The organism is Streptococcus sp. 27098_8_70 (assembly GCF_041432215.1).
Taxonomy (GTDB): Bacteria; Bacillota; Bacilli; order Lactobacillales; family Streptococcaceae; genus Streptococcus; species Streptococcus oralis_CP.
In genome coordinates this window covers 111663-127903 of the sequence record NZ_JAPVZD010000003.1, presented here as the reverse complement: position 1 = coordinate 127903, position 16241 = coordinate 111663, and the positions used below count along the sequence as shown (strand labels likewise).

The window sequence follows — 16241 nt, the reverse complement described above, 5'->3', positions numbered from 1 at the left end:
ACACTTGAGACAAACTGTTCAGAACTGAACAGGACTGACAGTTTGCTTCTATCCTTTCTTTGGATTTTATTAGATAATACAAATGAAAGAAGTATGTATATACCCATTATACCAAAGGAGGGAGAGAAATGAGTTCTAAAACATCTACCTGGTTAGCTTTTTTCTTAAATTTAAGCTATGCTATTGTTGAGTTTATCGCAGGAGGAATCTTTGGTTCGAGTGCTGTTCTTGCTGATTCTGTTCATGACTTAGGAGATGCTATAGCCATTGGCATATCAGCCCTTTTAGAAACAATCTCAAACCGAGAAGAAGATGGACAGTACACCTTGGGTTACAAGCGTTTCAGCCTTCTAGGGGCCATTCTAACAGCTGTGATTCTTATGATAGGGTCTGTCCTAGTGATCTTGGAAAATATCACAAAGATAGTTCACCCACAACCTGTCAATGAGGAAGGCGTCCTCTGGCTAGGAATCATTGCCGTCAGTATTAATGTGCTAGCTAGTCTAGTAGTCCGTAAAGGAAAGACAAAGAACGAGTCTATTCTTAGCTTGCATTTTTTGGAAGATACTCTTGGTTGGTTGGCTGTCATTCTAATGGCGATTATTCTTCGATTTACGGACTGGTATATCCTCGATCCGCTTTTATCTCTGGTCATTTCCATCTTTATTCTGTCGAAAGCCATTCCACGCTTTTGGAGTGCACTAAAAATTTTCCTAGATGCTGTGCCAGAAGGGGTCGAGACAAGTGATTTGGAGAAAGATTTAGAGGCTCTACCCAATGTCAAAAGTGTTAATCAACTTAGCATTTGGTCCATGGATGGTCTAGAGAATAATGCTATTGTTCACATTTGTATCAAGGACTGGGAACAGATGATGGAAACCAAAGAAGTAGTGCGTCAATTTTTAGAAGAAAGAGGCGTGCAGAATATCACTATTGAAGTAGATAGCAGTCAAAGCAATCATGCGCAACATAGACGGAGAGTGAGAGAGTTAGAGCAGAAGCATGGGCATCATTAGTATAGAGTCAAGAATGATTGAACCCCTATGTTATTTGAAATAGAGTATTTTCTTTCCAGTTTAAATATTTTAAAAATTTGGTAATTAAAAGAATTTTTCTTTTAGATGCAAAATGTTTGACTTGGAGTCAACTCAAAGTTGTATAATAAGATAAGTGAGTTATCATTGCTTAAATTCAATGAAGGATATGAAAGGAGGCTAGTATATGAATATTAAATCTGTCAGCGACTTATTGGGAATTTCAGCGGATACGATTCGGTATTATGAGCGAGTTGGTCTTGTGCCACCGATTACTCGAACTGCAACTGGGATTCGTGACTTTCAAGATCAGGATATAGAAGCACTGGAATTTATTAAGTGTTTCCGTTCGGCGGGTGTCTCTGTAGACAGTTTAGTTGACTATATGTCGCTCTACCAAAAGGGGGATGAAACGCGAGAGGGAAGGCTTGGTATTTTAGAAGAGGAAAAGAAAAAATTAGAAGAGCGCTTTTCTCAGTTACAGACGGCTTTAAATCGCTTAAATCTCAAAATTAAACTTTACAAGGAAGGAAAATTTTAAATGAAATCAGCAGTATATACAAAGGCAGGCAAGGTTGGACTTGCTACAATTGAACGTCCGCAAATTATAGAAGCAGATGATGCTATTATCCGCATTGTCCGTACTTGCGTTTGTGGTTCGGACCTCTGGAGTTACCGTAATCCAGAAATCGAAGAAGGACATAGAAATAGCGGTCATGAGGCTATCGGAATTATCGAAGAAGTTGGTGAGAACGTTACTACAGTAAAATCAGGAGACTTTGTCATCGCACCTTTCACCCATGGCTGTGGGGAGTGTGATGCCTGTCGCGCTGGCTATGATGGGACTTGTGACCGCCATATTGGCACCAACTGGTCTAACGGGGTCCAAGCAGAGTACATCCGTTTCCACTTTGCTAATTGGGCACTTGTGAAAATTCCAGGTCAACCTTCAGATTATAGCGAAGGCATGCTCAAGTCACTTTTGACACTTGCTGATGTCATGCCGACAGGCTATCATGCGGCGCGTGTTGCTAATGTGCAAAAGGGCGACAAGGTGGTCGTTATCGGTGATGGGGCTGTTGGTCAATGCGCTGTCATTGCAGCTAAGATGCGTGGTGCATCACAAATTATCCTTATGAGCCGTCATGAAGACCGCCAAAAGATGGCCTTGGAATCAGGGGCGACAGCTGTTGTGGCTGAACGTGGCGAAGAGGGAATTGCCAAGGTGCGTGAAATCCTCGGTGGTGGAGCAGATGCAGCCCTTGAATGTGTTGGGACTGAAGCAGCCGTTGAGCAGGCCCTTGGAGTCCTTCATAATGGAGGACGCATGGGATTTGTCGGTGTTCCACATTATAATAACCGTGCCCTTGGTTCAACCTTTGCCCAAAATATTTCAGTGGCAGGTGGAGCAGCCTCAGTTACCACTTATGACAAACAAGTTTTGTTAAAAGCGGTTCTTGATGGAGACATCAATCCAGGTCGCGTCTTTACTTCAAGTTATAAACTGGAAGATATCGACCAGGCTTATAAAGATATGGATGAACGCAAGACCATTAAGTCTATGATTGTGATGGATTAACAATGAAAATCCTAATGGAGATTTGAGACTCTCTATTAGGATTTTTTGCGTTGGTATATTTGTTGAGTTATGGCAGCGTACTTTCTCTCAAAGTCAGTCTGGTTCCCAGCATGGTTAGGCTAGGTATTTTGCGACCGTGGAGGACTTCCTTGTTAAGAATATCCATACCTGCTCGGCCCATTTCTTCGGTATAGACGGTAATGCTAGAAAGAGGAGGATAGACCTGCTTGGTCAGGCTAGTGTCGTTAAAAGAAATGAGGCTGACGCGGTCTGGTAGGCTAATTCCAGATTCTTGAAAGGCACGGAGGGCACCGATGGCTAAACTATCGCTGGCTGCGAAAAAGGCTGGTGGGAGTTGTTCTCCTAGCTTGTGAATGGCCTCCTTCATCAAGTCATAGCCAGACTGGGCAGTAAAGCTCCCCTGAAAGACCAGTTCTTCATGGTAGATTCCATTTGCTTGGGTATAGTCTTTGAAATTTTCTAGTCGCTTATCCTGGATAATTTCTTCCTGGTCGGTTGTTTCCTCAAGGCCTGTGAGAATTCCGATATGGTTCATACCTTTGCTGAGGAAATGGTCTACAACTTGTTTCACAGCAGTGTAAAAGTCAGTGATAATACAGGTATGACCTAATGAGAGGGTATCGCTGTCTATAAAGACTAGAGGTTTTTGGTATTCTTCAAAGGCAGCAATCTGAGCTCGGCTAAATTTTCCGATGCAGAGAATGCCAATCACTTCCTCGCTCAGTGTAAAAGGATGGTCATTAAAATAGCGCAAGATATCATAGTCCAACTCTTGGGCTCTTTTTTCAATACCGAGACGAATCTGGTAGTAGTAGAGATCTTCCAACTCCCCTTGTTCGCTGACCCATTGGATAATGGCAATCTTTTGCTTTGGTTTGTGGGATTCGCCTGTCTTGAGGTGCTTAGTATAGCCTAGCTCTTCCGCGACGGTTAAAATACGGTGTCTGGTTTCTTCTGTGACAGATAGGCTCTGGTCGCGATTGAGGACACGAGATACGGTCGCAATAGAGACAGAGGCTAGCTGTGCGATGTCTTTTAAGGTAGCCATAAATCCTCCTCCTTTTAGGTTAGTATATCATATTTTTCTGATTTTTACTGATAGTTTAGTAAAAGTTTAGTAAAAAGGATTGACCTTGGTAAATCCCTTGGATACAATAGAAGAAAACGATTACACGTTAAGATGACTTAACGGACAGTCAAAGGAGAATTTATATGACACAAGATCTTACTACTGAAGCCCTTCGCAAAGATTTTCTTGCCGTTTTTGGTCAAGAAGCAGACCAAACTTTCTTTTCACCAGGTCGTATCAATCTGATTGGTGAACACACGGACTACAACGGTGGTCACGTTTTTCCAGCTGCTATTTCTTTGGGAACTTATGGTGCAGCTCGCAAGCGTGACGATCAAGTTTTGCGTTTCTACTCAGCCAACTTTGAGGACAAGGGTATCATCGAAGTGCCTCTTGCTGACCTCAAATTTGAAAAAGAGCACAGCTGGACCAACTATCCAAAAGGGGTTCTTCATTTCTTGCAAGAAGCTGGGCATGTGATTGACAAAGGGTTTGATTTTTATGTTTATGGGAATATCCCAAATGGTGCAGGCTTGTCCTCTTCAGCATCCTTGGAACTCTTGACAGGGGTTGTGGCAGAGCATCTCTTTGGTTTAAAACTAGACCGTTTGGATTTGGTTAAAATCGGAAAACAAACAGAAAACAACTTTATCGGAGTAAACTCTGGTATCATGGACCAGTTTGCCATCGGTATGGGTGCTGACCAACGTGCCATTTACCTGAATACCAACACTTTGGAGTACGACTTGGTGCCACTTGATTTGAAGGACAATGTCGTTGTTATCATGAACACCAACAAACGTCGTGAACTGGCGGACTCTAAGTACAATGAACGCCGTGCTGAGTGTGAAAAAGCTGTGGAAGAATTGCAAGTTGCCTTGGATATTCAGACCTTGGGTGAATTGGATGAGTGGGCCTTTGACCAATACAGCTATCTGATTAAAGATGAAAATCGCTTAAAACGTGCTCGCCATGCTGTGCTTGAAAACCAACGTACTCTTAAAGCTCAAGCAGCCCTTCAAGCAGGTGATTTGGAAACCTTTGGTCGCTTGATGAATGCATCTCACGTTTCTTTGGAGCATGACTATGAAGTAACTGGCTTGGAATTGGATACCCTTGTTCACACAGCTTGGGCTCAGGAAGGTGTTCTGGGTGCTCGTATGACAGGGGCAGGATTTGGTGGCTGTGCCATTGCCTTGGTGCGAAAAGATGCTGTTGAGGCCTTTAAAGCAGCTGTTGGCAAGCACTATGAGGAAGTCGTTGGATATGCTCCAAGCTTCTATATCGCTGAAGTTGCAGGTGGCACTCGCGTTTTAGACTAGGAGAGAAGTAAATGGACGCTGTAATATTTGATTTAGATGGCTTATTAGCTGATACTGAGATCATTTCTCTAAAAGTTTATCAAGAATTGCTTAAAGATTTTGGAATTCCTTTCACAGAAGAAACATATTCTAGAGAATACAGTGGACATAGGGAAGAGGAGAATGTTCAACGATTTTTAGATAACTATGATTTACCTTGGAACTTTGACCAAACCTTGGAAAAAGTTTATGAACTGGAAGCTCGAATATTAGCCAAAGGTGTAAATTTAAAAAAAGGTGCTAAAAATTTGCTTGCTTTTTTGCAAAGAGAAGGTATTCCAATCGCTCTAGCAACTTCAAGTGTTGAATCTAGAGCTAGAATGATTTTGGATAGTAATGGGATACTGTCCCTATTTGACCATCTAGTTTTTGCAAAAGATGTAAAGCGAAGTAAACCTTACCCTGATATATTTTTAAAGGCCTGTATTGATTTGAATGTTTTACCAGAGAATTGCTTAGTACTAGAGGATAGTGAAGCAGGGATTGAAGCAGCGTATAGAGCTGGGATACCAGTTATTTGTATTCCAGACTTAAAAATGCCAGCACAGTCTTTCTTAAATAAAACAGAACAAGTTTTTCAGGATTTAGATGCTGTCAGAGATTATTTAGAAAGTAAGAAGGAGAATCAATGAGTCAAGGAGTTCTAGATGCATTTATCACGGAAGTCATTGCTGAAAGTTCATTTGAGGAAATGGATCGAATCTACCTAACCAATCGTGTCTTAGCACGAGTGGGTGAAGGTGTTTTGGAAGTTGAGACTGATCTGGATGAGTTGATTGACCTTAAGGACCAGTTAGTCGAGGAAGCAGTTCGATTAGAGACGATTGAGGACAGTCAGACTGCGCGTGAAATCCTCGGTTCTGAACTGATGGACTTGGTAACTCCTTGTCCAAGTCAGGTTAATCGTGACTTTTGGACAACCTATGCTCACTCTCCTGAGCAGGCGATAGGTGATTTTTACCAGCTCAGCCAGAAAAATGACTACATCAAGCTCAAGGCTATTTCTAAGAATATCGCTTATCGTGTACCATCAGACTACGGAGAACTGGAGATTACTATCAATCTGTCTAAACCTGAAAAGGATCCAAAAGAGATTGCGGCAGCTAAGTTGGTTCAAGCTAGCAATTACCCACAGTGTCAACTCTGTCTAGAGAACGAAGGCTACCATGGTCGGGTTAACCATCCAGCTCGAAGCAATCACCGCATTATCCGTTTTGAAATGGCGGGTCAGGAGTGGGGCTTCCAGTATTCGCCCTATGCTTATTTTAATGAGCACTGTATTTTCTTAGACGGCCAGCATCGCCCCATGGCTATCAGTCGTCAGAGCTTTGAGCGTCTGCTGGCTATTGTAGAGCAGTTTCCTGGCTATTTTGCAGGCTCTAATGCCGACCTGCCAATCGTGGGAGGCTCTATTCTCACCCATGACCACTATCAAGGAGGCCGTCACGTGTTTCCTATGGAATTGGCTCCTTTGCAAAAGGCTTTCCGATTTGCTGGTTTTGATCAGGTCAAGGCTGGGATTGTCAAGTGGCCTATGTCAGTGCTACGTTTGACCTCGGATTCAAAAGAAGATTTGATTAACTTGGCTGACAAGATTTTACAGGAATGGCGACAGTATTCAGACCCTGAAGTCCAGATTTTAGCAGAGACAGACGGGACACCGCATCACACCATCACACCGATTGCTCGTAAACGCGATGGACAGTTTGAGTTGGACTTGGTCTTGCGGGACAATCAGACATCGCCAGAACATCCTGATGGCATCTATCATCCCCACAAGGATGTCCAACATATCAAGAAGGAAAATATCGGCTTGATTGAGGTCATGGGTTTGGCTATCCTGCCGCCACGTTTGAAAGCAGAAGTGGAACAGGTTGCTAGCTATCTTGTGGGAGATGATGATATAGTTGCCGACTATCATCAAGAATGGGCAGACCAGCTCAAAGCCCAACATCCGGACCTAGCAGATAAAGAAAAAGCCCTTGAAATCGTCAAGGACTCTGTGGGTGCTATTTTTGCACGTGTTTTGGAGGATGCAGGAGTTTACAAGCAGACGGAACAAGGACAGGCAGCTTTTATGCGTTTTGTTGAGCAGGTCGGAATTTTGCCAGACTAGGAGCTTTCTCCTTGCACAGTCCTATAAAAAGTAGTATCATAGTGTCGTTTGAACTATCAGGAGGAAACGATGAAAGATTTTCATTTTGATGCTATATCTGCCTTTGAAAATTACGAAATTGAAAAAATGAGAGATGGTCATGTTGTGGTGACGACAAAAGTAGTGGACTCGTCGCTCAACTACTATGGCAATGCCCATGGTGGCTATCTCTTTACTCTTTGTGACCAGATTAGTGGTTTGGTGGTTATCTCTCTGGGGCTTGATGGAGTGACGCTTCAGTCTTCTATCAACTACCTCAAGGCAGGAAAACGCGACGACGTGTTGACCATTAAAGGAGAATGTGTCCATCAAGGTCGCACAACCTGTGTCGTGGATGTCGATATTACCAATCAAGAAGGCAGAAATGTCTGCAAGGCAACCTTTACCATGTTTGTCACAGGCCAGCGGTCAGCAGAAAGACAGGTGAGGATATAGATAAACAAAAAAGAGGCTCGCACCTCTTTTTCTTATTTCTTTTTATGATTTAATACTGCATTGAGTACAATGGCCAGTAGGCTGGCTACGACGATTCCGTTTGAGAAGAACATTTGGAAGGCTGTCGGCATGCTGACAAAGAGATTACTATTGTTGAGTCCTACACCTGCAGCGATTGAAACTGCTGCGATAAGGAAGTTGTGTTCATTGTTAGCAAAGTCAACGCGGGCGAGGATTTGCATCCCTTGAAGGGAAACAAAACCAAACATCACCAGCATGGCACCACCAAGGACAGGACTCGGAATGATTTGAGCTAGGGCACCAAACTTAGGAAGGAGTCCAAGGAGGACTAGGAAACCAGCTGCGTAGTAGATTGGCAGGCGAGTCTTGATACCTGACAATTTAACCAAACCAACGTTTTGTGAAAATCCTGTATAAGGGAAGGTGTTAAAAATTCCTCCGAGAAGTACAGCCAAACCTTCTGCGCGGTAACCGTTGCGAAGGCGCGTGCTGTCGATTGGGTCATTGGTAATATCTGACAAAGCTAGGTAAACACCAGTCGACTCCACCATGGAAACCGTTGCGATGATACACATCATGACGATAGAAGAGATTTCAAAAGTTGGAGTACCAAAGTAGAATGGAGTTGGGATGTGAACGAGTGGAGCTGCAGCGACTGGAGAGAAGTCTACCAAGCCCATGGTAGCGGCAATGGCGGTTCCGACAACCAGACCAATCAAAATGGAGATAGACTTGATAAATCCTTTGGTAAAGATGTTGATCAAGAGGATAATCAGAACAGTGATAGCAGCAAGTAGGAGACTTTGACCAGTTGGCTCTGGAACGTTATTTCCCATATTTCCAATAGCGACAGGAATCAAGGTTAAACCAATCGTGGTAATGACAGATCCTGTTACGATAGAGGGGAAGAGATTGGCCACTTTTGAGAAAATGCCTGAAATCAGAACCACATAAATCCCTGATGCGATAAGGGCACCAAACATAGCCCCACTACCGTGACTCTGCCCAATCATAATCAAAGGAGCGACGGATTGGAAGGCAACTCCGAGAACGACTGGTAGTCCAATCCCAAAGTATTTGTTGAGTTGGAGTTGAAGGAAGGTGGCCACCCCACACATGAAGATATCTGTGGAGATCAGGTAGGTCAACTGCTCAGCTGAATAGCCAAGAGCTGTCGCAATCATGATAGGAACCAGGATAGAACCTGAGTACATGGCTAATAAGTGTTGCAATCCAAGAACGGCTGCTTGCGAATGTTTTTCTTGTTTTTGCATTAGAGATCTGCCTCCTTAAATACGACCTGACCGTTTTCAAAACGATCCAAGCGAGCCAGTGATAGAACTGGATAGCCAGCTTTTTCAAGCAAATCACGACCATCTTGGAAAGACTTTTCAATCACGATACCTATCGCTTCAACTTTTGCTCCGGCCTGTTCGATGATTTGGATCAAGCCTTTGGCAGCTTGTCCATTTGCTAGGAAATCATCGATAATCAAGACCTTGTCCTCAGGTGAGAGGAATTTTCCAGCGATGGAAACGGTGCTGGTCACCTGCTTAGTAAAGGAGTAGACTTTGGCGGTTAAGATTCCTTCGTTCATGGTGATGTTTTTAGCTTTCTTGGCGAAAATCATGGGAACATTCAAAGCTTCGGCAGTAAAAATGGCTGGGGCAATACCTGACGCTTCAATGGTTACAACCTTGGTAATGCCAGCAGACGCGAATTTTTCCGCAAAAACTTTACCAATCTCCCGCATCAAACGATAGTCAACCTGGTGGGTTAAAAAGGAATCCACCTTGAGGATGTTGTCCCCCAAGATATGCCCATCCTCGAGGATGCGCTCTTCTAATAATTTCATAAGACCTCCTAAAGTCTAAAAGCCAGTTTACTTGTTGGTTAAATATTTCTATAGTGAACCAGTTTGCTAGTACTATATATTTGATAAAACTAGTACGAGCGAAGCGAGTTTTATCAAATATTTCCCGCCGTAGTGGTATCATAGACAATAATCTTGTTATTGTCTATGACGGGATTTTTGAGAGTAAAATAGTTCGGGGAACTATTTTAGCCTAAGCCTAGAAATGAAAGAGCTAGGGGCTCAAAAATTAGGGATGAAATTCCCTGGATTCCTGAAATTATCCACAGGGTAATTTCACCTCCCGTCCGCACTAATTAAGGGAAATATTAAAAATATTTAGTTTACACTTAAAGGCGTGCTTTAACAAAAATATTCAAAAAGGACCTACTTAATCCCCCCTAAGTAAGTCCCCAAAATAGGCATGGCCAAAACCATACCTTCAGCTGACATACTCATTGTTAGGTGTTTCGGCACCTTGTAGAAACGTCGTGCCAATTCACGACATAAACAAGTAAAATGATATTCAATTTTAAATAGGCTGCTGCCAATGTTTTTATTTTACACCAATTAGCTTTATAAATCAAATATTTTGTTAGTAAATAGATCATAAAAGCGAACGAATAAAAGGCTGCAACGCTAGAAAGTATTGTAGCCTTTTGTTCTTTTATTCGCTAAATCTTAAAAAATAGCCATCGGGATCCAAGACTGCAAATTCGTGAGGATAGATATAATGATCCCCAACACGAAATGTTCTCTTGGTCAGCGGACGATGGATAGGATAGTCAGCTTCCAGCAGTTTTTGGTGGAGCTGAGGGACATCTTCAATGCCAAAGGAAATATTGACACCGCGCCCGAAAGGATAGGTTAGTTGGGCTAATTCTTCTGTACTGCCTTCTTCTAGCATAAGTTGGCAGTCTTCAAGTGAGAGGAAGAGAAATTTCTCCTCTGGACGCTCGTATTCGACAGAAAATCCCAGCAAGTCGCAGTAGAAGTGGCGTGACTTTTCGAGGTCAGATACTACAAATTCAGGAATGACAGCTTGATAGTCCATTAGCTTTCTCCTTAGAGTTCAATTTCCAATACAATCGGCGTATGGTCTTGACGCGCACCCGAGTCAATCATGTCAGACTTGGTCACCTTGTCAGCCACGCGGTTGCTTGTCAGCCAGTAGTCGATTCTCCAGCCTGTATTGTTGATTTTAGAAGTCTTGCTGCGTTGTGCCCACCAAGTATAGCGTTCTGGAACATCGCCGTGAATGTGGCGGAAGGTATCCGTAAATCCAGTTGCCAAGAGGTTGGTAAATCCAGCACGCTCCTCGTCGGTAAATCCAGGTGAACGGCGGTTGCTAGCAGGATTTGCAAGGTCGATCTCATTGTGGGCCACATTGTAGTCACCGGTTGCAAGGACTGGTTTTTCTTTGTCTAGTTCAGCCAAGTATTGAGCATATTTGACATCCCAGACCTGACGTTCTTCCAAGCGTTTGAGACCGTCGCCAGCGTTTGGAGTGTAAACTTGGGTAACGAAAAATTCATCAAATTCTAGAGTGATGATACGACCTTCTAAGTCCATGGTAGAAGGGGCACCGATTTCTGGGAAAGTGACAGTAGGTGTAAGTTCTTTCTTATAAAGGAACATGGTTCCAGCATAGCCTTTACGGGCAGGTTCTTGGGAAGAGCGCCACGTATTTTCGTAGCCTGGGAAGAGTTCTTCTAAAATTTCCAAGTGTTTCTTTGTAGGCCCCTTGGCAGAAAGCTTGGTTTCTTGGATAGCGATGATATCAGCATTTTCGGCGACCAAGGTTTGTAGGACTTCTTGGGACAATTTGGCACGAGCTGAGTCACTAGTTAGGGCTGCATTGAGGGAATCAATATTCCATGAGATGAGTTTCATAAAGTTACCTTTTTCATTCAGATTATAGATTTTATTATACCAAAAAAAGGTCTATTTCCCCAACGTATGGCTTGAAAAATCACTCTCTTTCGTTTATAATTAAGAATGATTTTATGAAAGGGAGTGAAAATAAATGAAATTTTACTCATATGACTATGTACTTAGCCAAATCAGTCAGCAAAATGGCATCATGATTGGCTTTGGAATTGTTCTCCTAGCTATCACAGGATTTTTTGCTTTTAAAGCCTATCGAGATAAAAAGGGGACTAAGTTTCGGGAATTGGTCATGATTTTGGCCTTGACCTTGGTGGCCATGCTTTTGGTGACAATCTCAAAATACCAGACCAATCAAGCCTCTAACAACCAATTTCAAACTTCACTTCATTTCATAGAGGTTGTTTCCAAAGACTTGGGGGTGGATAAATCAGAAGTTTACGTTAATACTTCAGCTGCCACTGATGGAGCGCTTGTCAAGGTAGGTCCAAATTTCTACCGCGCCATGAACGGGAGCCAACCAGACAAGTATCTTTTAGAGAAATTAGAATTGCATCAAACAGACGCTATTGAATTGGTGGAGGTAAACAAATGACACTCAACTATATGGAAATTTTAATCAAACTGGCCTTGGGTCTTTTCTCTCTTGTTTTTGTTATTAATGTGACAGGAAAGGGGAATCTAGCACCTAACTCTGCTACAGACCAAATTCAGAACTATGTTCTTGGTGGTATCATCGGTGGGGTAATTTACAATAGTTCAATCAGTATCCTGCAATACGCAGTGATTCTGATGATGTGGACGATTTTGGTTTTGACCCTCAAGTGGCTTAATAACAATGTTCGTTTTGTCAAACGCTTGATTGATGGTAAACCGACTCTGCTCATCAAAAATGGGCAGATTGACCCAGAAGCCTGTCGTTCAGTTGGTTTGTCTGCGGCAGAAGTTGCTCTCAAACTTCGTAGCCAAGGAATTTTCCAGATGAAGCAAGTCAAATGCGCTGTGCAGGAGCAAAATGGCCAACTCATCGTGGTCCAAATGGGAGATGAAAATCCTAAGTATCCAGTTGTGACTGACGGTGTGATACAAGTCGATGTTTTGGAGTCGATTGGTCGTAGCGAAGAGTGGCTGCTTGATAACCTCAACAAGCAAGGACATGACAATGTAGCTAATATCTTTATCGCTGAGTATGACAAGGGTGCCGTTACAGTCGTAACCTATGAATAAGAAAAACCTGGGGTCTTGGCCTCAGGTTTCTATTTGCAATCAGAAAGGGATTTTATGTCCATTATTCAAAAACTTTGGTGGTTTTTCAAGTTAGAAAAACGCCGTTATCTAGTCGGAATCGTGGCCCTGGTCTTGGTTTCCGTCCTTAACCTCATTCCCCCAATGGTTATGGGGCGGGTCATTGATGCCATTACATCGGGGCAATTAACCCAGCAGGACTTGCTTTTGAACCTCCTTTATCTGCTTCTTGCAGCTTTGGGTATGTACTATCTACGCTATGTTTGGCGCATGTATATCCTTGGGACTTCCTATCGTCTGGGGCAGATTATGCGGTCTCGCTTGTTTGAGCATTTCACAAAAATGTCTCCAGCTTTTTATCAAACCTATCGGACGGGAGACCTGATGGCACACGCTACCAATGATATAAATGCCTTGACTCGTCTGGCAGGGGGAGGGGTTATGTCAGCGGTTGATGCCTCAATCACAGCTTTAGTGACCTTGTTGACCATGCTCTTTAGCATTTCATGGCAGATGACCTTGGTTGCCATTCTTCCCCTGCCTTTCATGGCTTATGCGACCAGTCGTCTAGGGAGAAAGACCCACAAGGCCTTTGGCGAATCCCAAGCTGCCTTTTCCGAACTTAATAACAAGGTACAGGAGTCTGTATCAGGTATTAAAGTGACCAAGTCTTTCGGTTACCAGGCGGACGAGTTGAAGTCCTTTCAGGCAGTCAATGAATTGACCTTCCAAAAGAATCTCCAAACCATGAAATACGATAGTCTCTTTGACCCCATGGTTCTCTTGTTTGTTGGTTCGTCCTATGTTTTAACTCTCTTGGTCGGCTCTTTGATGGTTCAGAAAGGGCAAATCACGGTTGGGAATCTGGTCACCTTTATCAGCTACTTGGATATGCTAGTTTGGCCTCTTATGGCCATTGGTTTCCTCTTTAATATCACTCAGCGAGGCAAGGTTTCTTACCAACGGATTGAGGAACTTTTATCTCAGGAATCACCTGTAAAAGACCCTGAGTTTCCTCTGGACGGTATTGTAAATGGACGTTTGGAGTACGCTATTGACAGCTTTGCCTTTGAAAATGAGGAGACACTGACGGATATTCACTTTAGTTTAGAAAAAGGACAAACCCTAGGCTTGGTCGGACAGACAGGCTCTGGGAAAACGTCCTTGATTAAGCTCCTCTTGCGTGAATACGATGTGGATAAGGGAGCTATTTTCCTAAATGGTCACGATATTCGTGATTATCGTCTGACAGACCTTCGTGGTCTCATGGGCTATGTCCCTCAAGATCAGTTTCTCTTTGCGACCTCTATCTTAGACAATATCCGCTTCGGCAATCCTAATTTGCCCCTTTCAGCGGTCGAGGAAGCGACTAAACTAGCTCAAGTTTATAAAGATATTGTGGACATGCCTCAGGGATTTGATACGCTGATCGGTGAAAAGGGAGTCAGTCTCTCAGGTGGGCAAAAGCAGCGCCTAGCCATGAGTCGAGCTATGATTCTAGACCCTGATATCTTAATTTTAGATGATTCCCTGTCCGCCGTGGATGCCAAGACGGAGTATGCAATCATCGACAATCTCAAGGAGACGCGGAAGGATAAGACAACCATTATTACAGCCCATCGCCTGAGTGCAGTTGTCCATGCAGATCTAATCTTGGTTCTGCAAAATGGCCAAATCATAGAACGGGGTACGCACCAAGACCTGCTAGCTATGGACGGCTGGTATGCCCAAACCTATCAGTCTCAGCAGTTGGAAATGAAAGGAGAAGAAGATGCAGAATAAACAAGAACAGTGGGCTGTATTGAAGCGCTTGATGTCCTATCTCAAGCCCTATGGCCTCCTGACCTTTTTAGCACTCAGTTTTCTCCTTGCGACGACAGTCATTAAAAGTGTCATTCCCCTCGTGGCCTCCCACTTTATCGACCAGTATCTCAGTAATCTTAACCAACTGGCCGTTACCGTTTTGATGGTCTATTATGGCCTTTATATCCTACAAACTGTAGTTCAGTATGTCGGCAATCTTCTCTTTGCGCGGGTGTCCTACAGTATTGTAAGGGATATTCGTCGCGATGCATTTGCCAATATGGAGAAGCTGGGCATGTCTTATTTTGACAAGACGCCAGCAGGCTCTATCGTTTCTCGTTTGACCAATGATACCGAGACTATCAGTGATATGTTTTCAGGGATTTTATCCAGCTTTATCTCAGCAGTTTTCATCTTTCTGACAACTCTGTATACCATGTTGGTGCTGGATTTTCGTTTGACAGCTTTAGTCTTGCTCTTTCTTCCCTTGATTTTCCTTTTGGTCAATCTCTACCGGAAAAAATCAGTGAAAATCATCGAGAAAACCAGAAGTCTCTTGTCGGATATCAATAGTAAGCTGGCAGAGAATATCGAGGGAATCAGGATTATCCAGGCCTTTAATCAAGAGAAGCGCCTGCAGGCAGAATTTGATGAAATCAACCAAGAACACTTGGTCTATGCCAACCGTTCTGTAGCCTTGGATGCCCTCTTTTTGCGACCTGCCATGAGTTTGCTGAAACTTCTAGGCTACGCCGTTTTGATGGCTTACTTTGGTTACCGTGGTCTTTCTATCGGGATAACAGCTGGAACCATGTATGTCTTCATCCAGTACATCAACCGCCTTTTTGATCCCCTGATTGAGGTGACGCAAAACTTTTCAACCCTTCAAACGTCCATGGTGTCTGCAGGCCGTGTCTTTGCCTTGATTGATGAGACAACCTATGAGCCTCTTCAAGAAGATGGGAAAGCCAAAGTTCAAGAAGGCAATATTCGTTTTGAACATGTGTGTTTCTCTTATGACGGTAAACATCCAATACTGGATGACATTTCCTTTTCAGTTAACAAGGGCGAAACCATTGCCTTTGTAGGACATACAGGTTCAGGGAAATCTTCTATTATCAATGTCCTCATGCGTTTTTATGAATTTCAGTCAGGCCGAGTTCTCTTGGATGATGTGGATATCAGGAACTACAGTCAGGAAGAGCTGAGAAAGAATATCGGATTAGTCCTGCAAGATCCCTTCCTCTATCACGGGACTATCAAGTCCAATATCGCCATGTACCAAGACATTAGTGATGAAGAGGTCCAGGCTGCGGCTGCCTTTGTGGATGCAGATTCCTTTATTCAGGACCTTCCGCAGGGTTATGATGCCCCCGTTTCCGAGCGTGGTTCGAGCTTTTCTACTGGCCAGCGCCAGCTTCTTGCCTTTGCTAGAACAGTCGCTAGTCAGCCTAAAATCCTGATTTTGGATGAAGCGACAGCCAATATTGACTCTGAAACAGAAAGTTTGGTTCAAGATTCCCTAGCTAAGATGAGACAGGGACGGACAACCATTGCTATTGCTCATCGCCTTTCGACCATCCAGGACGCCAACTGTATTTATGTCTTGGATAAGGGGCGCATCATCGAGAGTGGAACCCATGAGGAACTCTTGGACTTGGGAGGAACCTATCACAAGATGTATAGCTTGCAGGCAGGGGCTCTTACCTAAAGAAGAATTCCTTTAAATTACAGATTTCTTGCACCGCCTTTTCCATTTTGTGGTATAATGAAAAATGT

16 protein-coding genes and 1 riboswitch are annotated in these 16241 nt (G+C 43.4%); of the genes, 11 read left to right on the top strand and 5 right to left on the bottom strand.

Annotation, left to right across the window (positions count from 1 at the left end; genetic code table 11):
* The first annotated feature begins 128 nt into the window (after window positions 1–128).
* From O3655_RS07285 to O3655_RS07275, 3 genes are all read left to right on the top strand, one after another.
* Window positions 129–1016, top strand: coding sequence for a cation diffusion facilitator family transporter (locus O3655_RS07285; RefSeq protein WP_308697113.1), 888 nt, complete (start codon window positions 129–131; stop codon window positions 1014–1016).
* Between the two features lie 205 nt (window positions 1017–1221).
* A complete protein-coding gene (gene nmlR, locus O3655_RS07280) occupies window positions 1222–1575 on the top strand; it encodes a stress response transcriptional regulator NmlR (RefSeq protein WP_001022654.1) in 354 nt (117 codons plus the stop codon).
* The gene (locus O3655_RS07275; RefSeq protein ID WP_049501574.1) at window positions 1576–2613 is read left to right on the top strand and encodes a zinc-binding dehydrogenase; all 1038 of its coding nucleotides are present in this window, start codon (window positions 1576–1578) and stop codon (window positions 2611–2613) included.
* A 67-nt stretch (window positions 2614–2680) separates the two neighbouring features.
* Here O3655_RS07275 and galR read toward each other — a convergent pair whose 3' ends face one another.
* Window positions 2681–3682: a DNA-binding transcriptional regulator GalR gene (gene galR, locus O3655_RS07270; RefSeq protein ID WP_049501575.1), complete on the bottom strand. Its 1002-nt coding sequence runs from the start codon at window positions 3680–3682 to the stop codon at window positions 2681–2683.
* 164 nt (window positions 3683–3846) lie between these two features.
* On the opposite strand from galR, the gene O3655_RS07265 reads away from it, so the two are divergent.
* The 4 genes from O3655_RS07265 to O3655_RS07250 all read left to right on the top strand — a co-directional run bounded on the left by O3655_RS07265 (window position 3847) and on the right by O3655_RS07250 (window position 7654).
* Entirely contained in the window at window positions 3847–5025 is a 1179-nt protein-coding gene (locus O3655_RS07265) for a galactokinase (RefSeq protein WP_045616738.1), read from the top strand.
* Between the two features lie 11 nt (window positions 5026–5036).
* Complete coding sequence (locus O3655_RS07260) at window positions 5037–5696, top strand: HAD family phosphatase (protein ID WP_000340242.1); 660 nt, start codon at window positions 5037–5039, stop codon at window positions 5694–5696.
* Entirely contained in the window at window positions 5693–7180 is a 1488-nt protein-coding gene (locus tag O3655_RS07255) for a UDP-glucose--hexose-1-phosphate uridylyltransferase (protein ID WP_371641266.1), read from the top strand. Before O3655_RS07260 ends, O3655_RS07255 begins: the two co-directional genes overlap by 4 nt.
* Window positions 7181–7249: 69 nt before the next feature.
* The gene (locus tag O3655_RS07250; RefSeq protein ID WP_070696131.1) at window positions 7250–7654 is read left to right on the top strand and encodes a PaaI family thioesterase; all 405 of its coding nucleotides are present in this window, start codon (window positions 7250–7252) and stop codon (window positions 7652–7654) included.
* 32 nt (window positions 7655–7686) lie between these two features.
* Here the strand turns inward: O3655_RS07250 and O3655_RS07245 are convergent, their stop codons facing one another.
* From O3655_RS07245 to O3655_RS07230, 4 genes are all read right to left on the bottom strand, one after another.
* Window positions 7687–8949: a nucleobase:cation symporter-2 family protein gene (locus O3655_RS07245; RefSeq protein ID WP_308697115.1), complete on the bottom strand. Its 1263-nt coding sequence runs from the start codon at window positions 8947–8949 to the stop codon at window positions 7687–7689.
* Entirely contained in the window at window positions 8949–9530 is a 582-nt protein-coding gene (locus tag O3655_RS07240; protein ID WP_308697116.1) for a xanthine phosphoribosyltransferase, read from the bottom strand. Before O3655_RS07240 ends, O3655_RS07245 begins: the two co-directional genes overlap by 1 nt.
* Before the next feature lie 435 nt (window positions 9531–9965).
* Window positions 9966–10061, bottom strand: a riboswitch (purine riboswitch).
* Between the two features lie 133 nt (window positions 10062–10194).
* Window positions 10195–10581, bottom strand: a complete 387-nt coding sequence (locus O3655_RS07235; protein WP_061452820.1) for a VOC family protein — start codon at window positions 10579–10581, stop codon at window positions 10195–10197.
* 11 nt (window positions 10582–10592) lie between these two features.
* On the bottom strand, window positions 10593–11420 hold the full coding sequence (locus O3655_RS07230; protein WP_084881649.1) for an exodeoxyribonuclease III: 828 nt from the start codon (window positions 11418–11420) through the stop codon (window positions 10593–10595).
* Window positions 11421–11553: 133 nt separating this feature from the next.
* Between O3655_RS07230 and O3655_RS07225 the strand changes: the two genes are divergently transcribed.
* Genes O3655_RS07225 through O3655_RS07210 form a run of 4 tightly spaced genes read left to right on the top strand, consistent with a single transcriptional unit; the run spans window position 11554 to window position 16173 of the window.
* Window positions 11554–12009: a DUF3290 family protein gene (locus O3655_RS07225; protein WP_000675331.1), complete on the top strand. Its 456-nt coding sequence runs from the start codon at window positions 11554–11556 to the stop codon at window positions 12007–12009.
* Window positions 12006–12641, top strand: a complete 636-nt coding sequence (locus tag O3655_RS07220; RefSeq protein ID WP_038806300.1) for a DUF421 domain-containing protein — start codon at window positions 12006–12008, stop codon at window positions 12639–12641. Before O3655_RS07225 ends, O3655_RS07220 begins: the two co-directional genes overlap by 4 nt.
* A 54-nt stretch (window positions 12642–12695) precedes the next feature.
* Window positions 12696–14441 (top strand): ABC transporter transmembrane domain-containing protein, encoded by a 1746-nt coding sequence (locus tag O3655_RS07215; RefSeq protein ID WP_308697117.1) that lies wholly within the window; start codon window positions 12696–12698, stop codon window positions 14439–14441.
* Complete coding sequence (locus tag O3655_RS07210) at window positions 14431–16173, top strand: ABC transporter ATP-binding protein (RefSeq protein ID WP_308697118.1); 1743 nt, start codon at window positions 14431–14433, stop codon at window positions 16171–16173. Before O3655_RS07215 ends, O3655_RS07210 begins: the two co-directional genes overlap by 11 nt.
* Window positions 16174–16241: the final 68 nt, after the last annotated feature.

Coding starts and splice junctions, on each gene's coding strand:
- O3655_RS07255 (WP_371641266.1), top strand. CDS start 5,693: ATGAGTCAAGGAGTTCTAGATGCATTTATCACGGAAGTCATTGCTGAA.
- O3655_RS07215 (WP_308697117.1), top strand. CDS start 12,696: ATGTCCATTATTCAAAAACTTTGGTGGTTTTTCAAGTTAGAAAAACGC.
- O3655_RS07260 (WP_000340242.1), top strand. CDS start 5,037: ATGGACGCTGTAATATTTGATTTAGATGGCTTATTAGCTGATACTGAG.
- O3655_RS07210 (WP_308697118.1), top strand. CDS start 14,431: ATGCAGAATAAACAAGAACAGTGGGCTGTATTGAAGCGCTTGATGTCC.
- O3655_RS07220 (WP_038806300.1), top strand. CDS start 12,006: ATGACACTCAACTATATGGAAATTTTAATCAAACTGGCCTTGGGTCTT.
- O3655_RS07275 (WP_049501574.1), top strand. CDS start 1,576: ATGAAATCAGCAGTATATACAAAGGCAGGCAAGGTTGGACTTGCTACA.
- O3655_RS07230 (WP_084881649.1), bottom strand. CDS start 11,420: ATGAAACTCATCTCATGGAATATTGATTCCCTCAATGCAGCCCTAACT.
- O3655_RS07240 (WP_308697116.1), bottom strand. CDS start 9,530: ATGAAATTATTAGAAGAGCGCATCCTCGAGGATGGGCATATCTTGGGG.
- O3655_RS07265 (WP_045616738.1), top strand. CDS start 3,847: ATGACACAAGATCTTACTACTGAAGCCCTTCGCAAAGATTTTCTTGCC.
- O3655_RS07235 (WP_061452820.1), bottom strand. CDS start 10,581: ATGGACTATCAAGCTGTCATTCCTGAATTTGTAGTATCTGACCTCGAA.
- O3655_RS07285 (WP_308697113.1), top strand. CDS start 129: ATGAGTTCTAAAACATCTACCTGGTTAGCTTTTTTCTTAAATTTAAGC.
- galR (WP_049501575.1), bottom strand. CDS start 3,682: ATGGCTACCTTAAAAGACATCGCACAGCTAGCCTCTGTCTCTATTGCG.
- O3655_RS07250 (WP_070696131.1), top strand. CDS start 7,250: ATGAAAGATTTTCATTTTGATGCTATATCTGCCTTTGAAAATTACGAA.
- nmlR (WP_001022654.1), top strand. CDS start 1,222: ATGAATATTAAATCTGTCAGCGACTTATTGGGAATTTCAGCGGATACG.
- O3655_RS07245 (WP_308697115.1), bottom strand. CDS start 8,949: ATGCAAAAACAAGAAAAACATTCGCAAGCAGCCGTTCTTGGATTGCAA.
- O3655_RS07225 (WP_000675331.1), top strand. CDS start 11,554: ATGAAATTTTACTCATATGACTATGTACTTAGCCAAATCAGTCAGCAA.